Annotated in this window: 9 protein-coding genes; all 9 read right to left on the bottom strand. The window is 60.5% G+C overall.

Going from position 1 to position 11637, the window contains the following annotated elements; all coding sequences use genetic code 11:
* Positions 1–22 precede the first annotated feature (22 nt).
* Positions 23–706 carry a DUF1266 domain-containing protein gene (locus ACQ4MY_RS03450; protein WP_440093743.1) on the bottom strand — a complete coding sequence of 228 codons (684 nt, stop codon included), beginning with the start codon at positions 704–706 and terminating at the stop codon, positions 23–25.
* Positions 707–716: 10 nt separating this feature from the next.
* Positions 717–1949 (bottom strand): hypothetical protein, encoded by a 1233-nt coding sequence (locus ACQ4MY_RS03445; protein WP_440093742.1) that lies wholly within the window; start codon positions 1947–1949, stop codon positions 717–719.
* A complete protein-coding gene (locus ACQ4MY_RS03440; protein ID WP_440093740.1) occupies positions 1940–4264 on the bottom strand; it encodes a hypothetical protein in 2325 nt (774 codons plus the stop codon). The genes ACQ4MY_RS03445 and ACQ4MY_RS03440 overlap by 10 nt, the downstream gene beginning before the upstream one ends.
* 299 nt (positions 4265–4563) lie before the next feature.
* The gene (locus ACQ4MY_RS03435; protein WP_440093738.1) at positions 4564–5241 is read right to left on the bottom strand and encodes a hypothetical protein; all 678 of its coding nucleotides are present in this window, start codon (positions 5239–5241) and stop codon (positions 4564–4566) included.
* Between the two features lie 266 nt (positions 5242–5507).
* Positions 5508–5804, bottom strand: a complete 297-nt coding sequence (locus tag ACQ4MY_RS03430; RefSeq protein ID WP_158830987.1) for a DUF3144 domain-containing protein — start codon at positions 5802–5804, stop codon at positions 5508–5510.
* 137 nt (positions 5805–5941) lie between these two features.
* The gene (locus ACQ4MY_RS03425) at positions 5942–7288 is read right to left on the bottom strand and encodes a glutamine synthetase family protein (RefSeq protein WP_440093736.1); all 1347 of its coding nucleotides are present in this window, start codon (positions 7286–7288) and stop codon (positions 5942–5944) included.
* Positions 7289–7309: 21 nt separating this feature from the next.
* Entirely contained in the window at positions 7310–7867 is a 558-nt protein-coding gene (locus ACQ4MY_RS03420; protein ID WP_440093735.1) for a helix-turn-helix domain-containing protein, read from the bottom strand.
* A 13-nt stretch (positions 7868–7880) separates the two neighbouring features.
* On the bottom strand, positions 7881–9170 hold the full coding sequence (locus ACQ4MY_RS03415; protein ID WP_440093733.1) for an NAD(P)/FAD-dependent oxidoreductase: 1290 nt from the start codon (positions 9168–9170) through the stop codon (positions 7881–7883).
* Between the two features lie 84 nt (positions 9171–9254).
* Positions 9255–11552: a TonB-dependent receptor gene (locus ACQ4MY_RS03410; protein WP_440093731.1), complete on the bottom strand. Its 2298-nt coding sequence runs from the start codon at positions 11550–11552 to the stop codon at positions 9255–9257.
* Positions 11553–11637 lie beyond the last annotated feature (85 nt).

Genomic DNA, 11637 nt, shown 5'->3' with positions numbered 1-11637 from the left:
TCGATGGAACGGCTTTTCGCCCTCAGCGAATCGCTTGACGCATTTTGCTGAACGACCTTGCCGGCGTCGGGCTCAACGCCGCTGGCGTATGCCAAGGGATAGCGTTCCAGGCACCGCTGCCGGGCGTCAGCAACTGGCGCAGATGCTGCTCGTGGAACGCCTCGCCCAGCGAGTCGACGCGAAATGCCGCCACCCACTGCTCGCGCCCCTGCTGGAAGGCTTTGCCAAAATCTTCCCAACTGTCGAAACAGTCCTGTGCGCGCTGCGCATTGAGCAGCAACACACGCCAGGCGACACCGGGTTCGAGCCAGTGCATCAACAGTGCGCAACGGACCAGAAACGCCACCCGCACACAAGCAAAGGCCATGGCCGCGCGCGGCTCATCGTCGGCTTTCAGCGCCTGCAGGTCGAGGCCGAACCATTGCCGTTCAAGGGTTGCACTGAAGTGCGCCCGCACCGCCTCGTCATCGCAATGGCTGCGTATCCCGGCCTGGTGCAGCAACGCTGCCCGCAGGATCTTCTGCGCCTGCTCGTTGAAGTGATCACACGCCGACGAATAGAAGCCCTCGACGCCCATCGCATCGGCCATAGGTTTGGCCAGCAGCAGCGACCAGTGCTTGCGTGGGCTGAACAACGGCGCACGGCGGGGCTTGAATGCTTGCCACAACAACCAGACTGAAACAACCACTGCAATCATTAAAAACATGCCGTTCCCCTCACCTTGTCCGAGCCTGCCAGGTCTGGATTTCCTCGGCAGTGGCCGGCGCCATGTCCGGCCACGGCACACCTTCGGTCAGGCACAGCGGCTCACTGGCCTGACGCTCAATGCGCTTGCTGAAAATATGTCGGATGGCGTATTTGACCGACACCGCTTGCGGGGCAACCTGCAAAAACTGCTGCGGTTGACGCCCGGCCACCAGCCATTCGACCATCGCCGACGGCGCATCGAGGCGCTCGTACAATTGCGGATACCGCGCCACCAGACGAGTCTGCGCGGTCGGATCGCTGACGTCTTCGATGCGCAGCCAACCGGCTTCAGTGCGCACGATACCGATGGCGATGCAGTCGGCGGGCGTTTGCTGGTCGGTGTGCAAGGCGTTCAGGCACTGCAGCAGGTCTTGGTAGTAGCGTTCGACCGGTGGCCGGTTCTGTTTGCCTTTGACCTGCTCGACCGTCAAGGTGCCGTCGGCCTGGACGATCAGGCTGATGGTGATGTGGGGTTGGCCCTGGGCATCGCGAAAACTGAACACGCGCATGCGCTGCTGCTCCACCGCTTCGGCATAGCGCTCGCCGTAACCGCCGGTCAAGGCGCGGCGATCAGCGAACTGGCCCAGGCAGTGGCGCATCACATAACTTTCAAAGGCCATTTCCGCGCGCAGGCAATCACTCTCGGGACGCAGTTCGTGCAAGACGTGCTCAGCAGTGGTCAGCCGCGCAAGCAAGGCTTCGGGACGGCTCTGGCACCAGCCCTGCTCGACCCGCGCCGCCATCTGCGCGTGTTCCTTTTGCCACAGTGCCAGCGCTTGCGGGCAATTGATGCGCTCAAGCTTGTCGGCCAGCGCCGTGCCCTGGCGTGAGGTCAGAAACTCCACCAGCAACGCTTCCTCGGCCAGCAGTGGCGCCTGCTGCGGATCGACCCAGACCAGCGGCGCCAGCGTCTGCTGCGACGCTTTGCCGGCGTCGTGCAAATGCCTTTCCACCCAGGCTGGCGGCTCGCTGCCCAATGCTTCGGCAGCCTGCATCAGCGTGGTGATCCGCCGCGCAGGTTCGAAGTTGCCGACCAGATGACGGTAGAAATGGTTGAGCAACCATTTGCTGACTTCCGGCGCATCGCCGCGAGCATGGCTGCGCTCAGCAATGCCGCGTTTGAGTTGATCGGCATTGAGTGCGTTGCGCGGGGCGTAACCGGACTGGCGCGGCGGCGAGGCTCCGTCCACCGTTACTTCCATATCTGCCACCAGGCCTTGGCGGCCGGTTTTGCAGACGCCTGCAATTCGGCGATCCACTGGTGGAACAGCTCATTGTTGCCCTGATCAACCGGGTTGTTCGGATCACTGCGCAGGATCGAGCGATGGTAATAGGCCACGGCTTCTTCGTTGCGGCCGAGCCCCTTGAGCACATCACCGGCGCAGCCCAGCAGGGACGGTTCGGCGCTTTCGTCGATGATCGGCGCGTAACGCAGCCACAGGCTGGTGGCTGCTTCCGGCAGTGTGTAGGAGAGGTACATGGCGATTTTCATGCGTGCGAACAGCGGCGAGTATTCCAGCGCCTTGTCGCTGATTTCGCACTCTTCCTGCCATTTGATAAGACGTTCCAGCCAGATCAGAATCTCGCGTCCGCGGTCCAGTCGGTACAGCGCGCGGGTAACGTCCTGAATATATTCTTCCGGGTCGTGGCGGCTGTAACCATGGTCGGCTGCGTAGTGCCAGAGCTGTTCGGCCGCTTCGGCGATGCCTTGGTCGTCCTTTATCTTGATGCGATTTTCCAGGATGCCCTGATAGTGTTCGGCGAACGGGCTGGCGGCGATGCCGCGTGCATGCAACTCAAGGGCCCGGCCCATGAGCTTGTCGTTGTAGCAGCGGTAATTGAACGCCAGGTTGGCGCACAGCATTGAGTACAGGTGTGCGCAGGCGTCAAAACGGTGACCGCGGCCGCTGGTAATGCATTGCTCCATACGGGCCTGGCCGTGTTCGTAGGCAACCTTCTGTACTTCGCGCAGTTGCCACCAGATCGGTTCGGCTTGCTCTTCCGAGAGCGATTCGACATGGGTTTCGACCAGTCCCGAAAGGTTGGTCGCAAACTGGTAGTAGTACATACCGCTGGCCAATGGCGGCAAGGGTTGGCGCAGGGCATCAGCGATACCAAACACACTGGCATGGGCACTGAACAGGGCGAAGTTGCTGCGATTGTCGTGCAGGTTACCGGCCGAGACGGCTTCACGCAGCATTGCCAGTTGGGTGTTGGCGTCGATGCGCCCGGCCTGGCCTTCACGCACCGCCACCAGGCGGTTGATCCACGGATGATCCGGCGCGCGACGTCGCGCCTCCGCCAGAGCCTGGGCGAAGACGTTGTCGATTTGCTCCAGGTCATCGCGCGCGGCCTGCAGTGCATCGAGCAGCGCCCCTTGAGACGGCGTCGACTCATCACGCCATGGCAAGCCGGAAAGGAACCGTTCCAGCACCGCTTGATCGTCACAGGCACGCATTACACACAGCGGCCACCACACGGACGCGTCTTCAGCATCAAGCAGACGTTCGTTGACCCAATAGGCCGTGCCCGGCCACATGTGAGCGCGCACTTCATAGATTTCCTCGAAGGCACGTTGCCCCGCCTCGTCGACCTGGCCGTTCTCCAGCAACCATGGCAAATGGTAATCGACGAAGTTGTCAGCGCCGCCCGAATCCAGGCTCAGGGTCGCCACGTCACAGACTTTCAATGCACCCACCAGGTCGCCCTGGGCCTTCAGTGAACGGGCGGCCAGACGCGCCAGGCGCACTTCCCATTCCCGGCGCTGAGGCAGCGACAAATCGGCGGTCAACTGCATCACCGGTTGTTCGAACAGCGCCAGGCGCAACGGCACGATTTCGATCAGCGCATCGCCCAGCCATAGCCAGTCGTCAGCGTCGATATCCTGATCGTTGCCGGCCGTGCGAAATGCATCAATCGCCGCCAGTGCGGCTTCGCGCGCTGCTTCGTCACGTTCATGAGCGGCCAGCACCTGGGCCCGACGCCGCTGTTGATCGGCATCGTCCCAGGCGCGCAAAGCGTGACGATCAGGGTTGATCAGGGCCATGCTGTGACGCACCTCGATGGCCTTGAGGGCGATGTCGAGGGTGGCGTGTTGCAGGTCGTCGAAAATGCGGTAGCGCCGGTACTGTTCAACGTCGAACGGCAGCGACTCGTGGGTCAATTGCTGCAGGGTGTCGAGCGCCAGCAGCACGCCTTGCTCGGCTTTGAGGTAGTTGCCGAGCCGCAGTTGGAAAATCAGCAGATTGACCTTGAGTTCGTTGCGCGCATCGCCCGGCGTCGCCGCGATCAGTGCCTGGCCATCGTCGGTCAGTACTGCCTTGGCCGCTTCAGCATCACCGGCGTTGACCCACAGCACATACAGACGGCCAATCGACTCCAGCGAGACAGCCTTGAGCGGCTGGGCGCGCAGTTGGCCCAGCAGATAATCGGCACCGTGTTCCTGATGCTCGACCTCAAGACGATCCATGAATTGATCCAGCGCAATACCGGACAGCACGGTGCTGTTTTGCGTCATTGTGAACTCCATTTGCGAATGACTGTGCATCGCCCGATGCATCCTGCGTCGGCGCCCTCAAGTGGGGCAGCGGGTACTCGTGTGCGTGTGCCCTGTACAGGCAACGGATGACGAAAGGGATCGGGCAATACAGCGAGGCCGCGCACGCTACCAGTTGGCGTTTGAAAAACCAAGAGTGTGGGTGGGGCAAAAGCAGTGATTAACGTGTAGGCAGTGGATCGACACGGTGAATCGGCTCTGGCTGGGTAACTTCAAGTCGCCGCTTCTGGACGACAGTTTTTGATTACTACCTTTGGGGCCTATACGCCCGTGTTTTTCCACGGACCTTCCCATGCAGCTGACTCCAGGCATACGAATATTTGCGAAACAGCTTGGAAGCAGGCGAGCAAAGAAATATTAGCTAATTGCTCGTCGACGCGTGCCCAATCGCCGTGCGCGAAGGCGTTCCGGACGTGTCGAAAGTCATTCACCGTCTCAAGCAGAACTGGATTCAAAGAGAAATGCAGTCCCGATTGAGCGATATGTTGTAAGAGAAACTCTACATCGCTGGTGGCAGCTCCAGAGGGCTTACGTGGGACACTTCCATGTAAACTTTTTACTACCCGTTTCAAGCCCCACTCCACAAAGCTGCTTAACAAGACAAGCGAAGTAGCCTGAGTTACGACCGCTAGATTGTCCTCCCAGCGTGGAACCTCGTCGTCGAGCCAGTCGAGTTCTTCAGCCCTCCTGCCAGAAGCGATGATCGACACGCGCTGCTCGGTCAGCTCTGCGCAGCGTTTTTCGACAGTCAATAGTTGGTGAAAGCAGTAGTCGTTAAGCTGGTGAAGCTTGTCGAACAGGACGAAAAAAGTCTCTGAAAAGCGCTCGGGTAATTGTATGTATGTGCCATCCGCTAGTAGTTCTCCGTCGGCCCCCTCCATTGAGCTTGAGGCCCAGAACAAGCCATATTTTGTGGCAACGTTCAATTCATCGTTCACCCGCCATTCCTCTATTGTTTTGTTGAATCCACTGAGGCCAGTCACACCAAAATGACTGGTTTGCCCCTTGCGCAGACACTCGCCCTCACCAATCGAACTGCCACCCTCGAATTGCCCGGTGCCACGCAACTAGGTGAGATAACCAGACCACTGCTCCGAGTCAGTTGCCGCATGTATGTCGATCGCATCCAGATGCATAAACATGATGTAGTCGCGCACGCAATATTCCTTTATTGAGTAAGTCAAAGCAGTCCAGACCCTGTCAGTCAGGCATCTTTCACAGTCATGTACTGGCTGAAATTGTTGATATGGTCGTCAAGGTTATCCTCGAGCATCATCCGGTACTGCTCACAAAAGTACTTCAGCATCGCCTCGCGCGCTTGCGCCATTTCTTCGCCAGACTTGAAGCTGCGTGCGCTCACCCAGGCATTGAACCGGGTGGTGCCAAACATCATCGATGCGCTGACTTTGCCGAGGTTTTCGAACACTTTGAGCTGCTCGTTCGACAGGCTGATGTGGGCGTCGGCGCGATCGTAGAAAGCGTCATCGGTCGTATCGGTCATTGCGGATTACCTTCTATCAACGTCGGGAAATTGCGTAATTGGAACACTTCCCGCCTCGGCTGCGCTACGCGGTGAAATGAAAAAGGCTGCTGGCCGAAAACAACCTTGCATGACCCTACGCGCATCAATGTCCGCCATCACAAGTACCAGCGATACTCCCGCGCACTGATCTCCTGCATGAATGCCAGATGGTCCTGACGTTTGTTCTCGCAATACACATCGACAAACTCGGCGCCCAAGCCCTCGCGCAACTGCGGCTGATGCTGCATCGCACGCACGGCCTCGAACATTTCCTTGGGGAAATCAATGCCGCTGCTGCGGTCTTCATTGAGCGGCGCAATCGGCTCCTTGCCCGATGCCAGCCCATGCTCCAAACCCACCAGAATTGCCGCCAACACCAGATACGGATTGGCGTCCGCGCCTGCGAGGCGATACTCGACGCGCAGGTTTTTCGCGTCCGATTCCGGAATGCGCAGGCATGCATCGCGATCCTCAAAACCCCAACTGGCTTTGGTTGCCGTGTTAACCGTACCGCCCAGGCGGCGCATGGCGTTCTGATTCGGCGCTAAGATCGGCATGCTGTGTGGCAGCAGTTCCAGGCACCCCGCGACCGCATGGCGGAGTGGCTGCTGATCGTTCGCCGCCAACAGGTTGTTTCCCGCTGAATCGTAGAGGCTGACGTGCACGTGCATGCCGCTGCCCGGATGCTGCAAATATGGCTTGGCCATGAAGCTGGCGCGATAGCCGTGTTTCAGCGCAACGCCACGCGTGCTGCGGCAGAACAACGCTGCCCAGTCGGCGGCGCGCAAGCCGTCGTCGAGGTGGCCGAAGTTGATTTCGAACTGGCCGGGGCCGAGCTCGGCGGTGATCACGGTGGCATCGATGCCCTGTGCTCGCGTGGCTTCGACCATTTCATCGAGCACCGGGGCAAAACGCGACAGGCGTTCGATGTGCATGTTCGGTTGGTCGTCGGCGTCGTCGCTCAGTTCATCGCGAGGGAACTGCGGCAGACCGTCACGCAGTTTTTTGTCGAACAGGTAAAACTCCAGTTCGAACGCCACTACCGGATGAATGCCTTTGCGTGCGAGGCGATTGAACACCTGTGCAAGCACTTCTCGCGGTTCGAATTCGATGGGTTTTTCGGTGCCGTGCGAAGTGATCAGCATCTGCCCCAACGGCTGCGCTTCCCAGGTCACCGGTTTCAACGTGCCCGGAACCAAACGGCGCACGGCGTCCGGGTCGCCGTCGTTGAAACAGTAATCGCCGATGTTGAACAAGCCGCCCTGCACGCCCAGCAACACGCAGTTCTGCGGCAGTTTCAGTGCGCTGCCGGCGGCGACTTTTTCAAGCATGTCGACCGGGTAACGCTTGCCATAAAAGTGCCCGGGAATGTCCAGGGATATCAGGTCGACATAACGCACCTCGGGGTAGCGTTGGCGAAACGCCCGTACTTCAGCGAGCAGGTCAGCGCAGACAGCGTCCATCGTGTTCATCCTTTATGGTTATCAGGTGTAGACCCACAGCACGCGTGTGAGCTGATCGGTGAGGTTGCCGTAGCGGCAGCGGGTGTGGCTGTCGAATTGAAAGCTGTCGCCAGCCTTGAGCGTGGCGGGTTCTTCGTCATCGCCCAGCCACAACGTCAGTTCGCCTTCGAGCACGTAACCGCCCTGCTCCGAGCTGTCCGTCAGGTGGCGGTCACCGCTGCTCGCGCCAGCCTCCAGATGGCTTTCGAGCATGGAGAACGAGGCGCGGATCTGCGGCGACACCAGAATGTCGGTGATGCCGTTGGCGTAATACAACGTGCGGCGCTCGTCCGGACGCGTCACCCACGGCAGCTCCTTGGGCTTGGGCAAACTGTAGAAATAGGTGGTTGGCACGCCAAAGGTTTCGCTGATCGCGGTCAGGTCCGCCACCGTCGGCCGCGACAGGCCGCGCTCGACCTGCGAGAGGAAACCGACCGAACGGCCGATCTTGTCGGCCAGTTCCTTGAGGGTCCACTTCTTGTGCTTGCGCAGGTCGTGGATGAGGATCGCCAGCGCGGCGATCTCTTCTTGCTTGTTCATCGTCAAAGCCTCATCAAATACTGTCGCGCAGGCGATACCAGGCTTTGCCGATCGCCTCCAGCGGTGCGGCGAAATGCTTGCCGCCGGGAAAGCGGCCATTGCTCAAGCCCTGGTACAACGCCAATTCATCACCGTCGCCGAGAATGGCCGCAGACACCGCCCGTGCGGCGGCCAGGGTCGGCAATACGCCGTGGCCCGAATAGCCTTGCAGCCAGTAACGATTGCCTTCGCCGCCGACGTCCGGTGTGCGCTTGAGCGTCAGGTCGATGTGCCCGCCCCAGGCGAATTCCACCTCGACACCTTTGAGCTGCGGGAACACACGCTGCAAAAACGGTCGGGTCGCAGCGGCGATGTCTTTCGGCATGCCGCCCAAGTAGGTGCAGCCACCGCCAAACAACAAGCGGTGGTCTGGCGTGCGGCGGAAGTAATCGAGGACGAACTGGTTGTCGGTTACGCAGACGTTGCTCGGCAGCAACGCGGTGGCCAGATCAGGTGCCAGCGGCGCGGTGGCGACTTGATAGGTGCCCACCGGCAAAATGCAGCCGGACAGTTGCGGGTCGAGTTCATCGAGATAGGCGTTGCAGGCCAGCACCAGTACATCGGCACGCACTGATCCGTGCTCGGTGTGAACGCGAAAACCTGCGCCCTCCTCCTGATAACTCAACGCTTTGCTTTGCTCATAGATACGCCCACCGGCACGCTCGATGGCGCCCGCCAGGCCCAAGGCGAGTTTCAACGGATTGAGGTGCGCGCCTTCCGGGTCGTACAGCCCGGCCTGATAGCGATCACTGGCCACCCACGCCGGCAGCTCCTCGCGCGGGATGAACTGCAAGGCATCGTGGCCCCACTTGTGGCTGGCTTCGTGTTGCCATTCGGTGAGCAGACTGACTCGTCGTGGCATCACCGATGTCCACAAATGCCCAGGGCGATAATCAATGTCGAAACCGTGACACCCCGGTAACTCACGCAATTCCTGCGCAGCCCAGCGCATGCCGTCCCACAAGCGTTTAGCGCGTTCATGTCCCAGCGCGGCTTCCAGTGGCGGCATGTCACATGACCAGCCGAGAATCGCTTGCCCGCCGTTACGCCCCGAGGCTGCCCACGCTACACGGCTGGCCTCCAGCAAGGTCACGCGTTTGCCCGCCAGCGCCAGTCGCAACGCGGTATGCAAGCCGCTGAAACCGGCGCCGATGATCACCACGTCGGTGTGCTGCTCGCCCTCCAGCGCCGGTCGCTGGCGCAGAATATCGGCGCAACTGTGGGCGTAATAACTGTCGACGTGCTGGCTGGACTGCTGAAACATTCGCGACCTCGTGAAATTATCTTTTTATAATTTCATGAAAATTTACAGAATAAATTTCACGCCTGCAAGCCGCCGTTGTCCCGATCAAAAATCGTAGCGCGCCGTCATGCCCAGTGTTCGCGGTGTGCCCAGCCCCCCGGTGTAGGCGCCGTTCGGGGAATTCCACAGGGTCGTGTAGTAGGTCTTGTCGAAGGCGTTTTTCAACCACAACGACACGTCCCACTGGCCCTTGCCCCAATCGCCGCGCACGCCGCTGGAAAGGTTCACCAGTCCGTAGCCGGGCAACTGCGCGTCGCGGGAATCATCGACGGTGCCGACCGCATGGGAGCGCCACGCGTAGCTACCGTTGACGTAGGGTTGCAGGCCATTGTGCAGACTCCATTGATAACTGGCGTTGCTGTTGAAGACCCATTTCGACGCGCCCACCACTGCGTGGCCACTCAGGTCGCAGGCGGCCGGGGCGCCGGGACGCAAGGCGACTTCAGCCGGGCATGGGGCATCGTCGTAAGACAGATAGCGCACGTCGTTGAAGGCGCCGTTGAGGTTGATCGTCAGCCCCGAGATCGGCCGCCAACTGCTGTCGACTTCCACGCCACGGCTGCGCACGGTACCGGCGTTGGTCAGGTAACTGGTGAGGTTGACGTCGTCGTAGGCATTGGTCTGATAGCCGTTGACCACGGTCCAGAACAGGTTGGCATTGAGCAGCAGGCGCTGATCGAGCAGCGTGGTCTTGATGCCCAGTTCGGCGTCGTTGGCCCGTTCGCTGCCGATCAACAATGAGTCTGCCCCCGCCACCGGCGCGCTCGCCACGCTGAGATTGACCCCGCCGGACTTCTCGCCATGAGACAACGAGGCATACGCCAGCACCTGATCGCTGACGTGCCAGGCCAGGCTTGCCAGCGCCGAAGGGCTGAAGCTGTAGAGGCTCAAGTCGCCGGAATCATACGCCCCCAACCGCCCTGCCCTGGCGGCAGCTGCTGCACCGCTGACGCCGACACCACCGACCGGTGCGTTACGCGTGACCTGGGCGAGTTTGCGCTCATAGGTACCGCGCACACCGAGGCTGAAATCCACTTGCGGCGTCAGGTGCCAAGTGCCTTGGGCGAATGTGGCAAAGCTGTCGGTGTCGACATCGCCATGGCCAATGCTGGTGACATTGTTCAGCGCGCCTTGCGGGGTACCGTTCCAGGTATCGGCCAACGGTCCGTAGTCGGTGAAAACCTTGTTGCTCATCTCCTGACGGAAGTAATACGCGCCCAACACGTAGTCGAAGTGTTCACCGACCGGCGAAGCCAGGCGTATCTCCTGTGAATATTGCTTGTCGCGCGCCGACTGGCCGACGTTGTCCATCACGTCGACGTTCAGCTCATCATCGTTACGCGGCGTGAAATCCCACCAGCGATAAGCGCTGATCGACGTCAGCGTGAAGTCGCCGGGCAGGTTCCAGTTCGCCTCCAGCGAGGTGCCACCCTGAAACACCGTGACGTTCTGATCGGCGTCGAGATTGACCCGACGCCCGTCCACCAACGTCGCGCCAACCGCGGCGGCACGTTGTTGATAACGGTTGACGCCATTGATGGTCGGCCCGGTGCTGAACAACGAGCGTGTGCCCGCACTGGAATCCTCCTCGTGATAATCGGCCAGCCAACGCACATTGAAATCGTCGTTGGGCTGGAACAGCAGTTGCCCACGCACGCCCTGCCGCACGCCACCGCCGAGGGTATGGCCGTCGAACTGGTTCTTCACGTAGCCATTTTCGTAGGTTTTGTACGCGGCGATGCGTCCGCTCAGCGAGTCATTGAGCGGGCCGGAAAAACTCGCCTGGTTTTGCGAATAACCGTCCTCGCCCATTGAGCTGGCGAAGCTGCCTTGCGGCGTCGATGACGGACGTCGTGTGGTGATATTCAACACGCCGGCCGTGGTGTTCTTGCCAAACAAGGTGCCTTGCGGGCCGCGCAGCAGTTCGATCTGCTCGACGTCGAGCAAGTCGAACACCGCCATACCGGGGCGTCCGAGATAGACGTTGTCCAGATAAATCCCGGCGCTGCCTTCCAGGCCATCGCTGGCCGGGTTGTTGCCCAGGCCACGAATCGACAGGCTCGATTGCCGGGCGTGCATGAACGCGACGTTGACGCTGGGCATCGCCTGCTGCAAATCCTGCAAGCGATACAGGCGTTGCTCCTCCAGCGTCTGCGCGCCCAACACGCTCATGGCCGTGGGCACTTGCTGAGCGTCCTCGCTACGGCGCCGGGATTCGACCGTAACCGTTTGCAGCACATCATTGTTGTTGGGCAAATCACTGGCGGTGGCGGGCTGTAACGGCATTAACGAGCACAAACCCAGGGCGCCAGCTGAAACGTTGCGCGAAAAAAGAAGATTCATCGGTGGTTCCTGGAGCGGCGAGGAGCCGCTCTTCGAGAGGAGTCGATACTTCGCTGCGCGTGGCGTGCGTGAGCGTGATCGTTGC

It is taken from the genome of Pseudomonas sp. SM4, from assembly GCF_051913165.1.
Classification (GTDB): Bacteria; Pseudomonadota; Gammaproteobacteria; order Pseudomonadales; family Pseudomonadaceae; genus Aquipseudomonas.
This window is presented reverse-complemented; position numbering and strand designations above follow the sequence as displayed.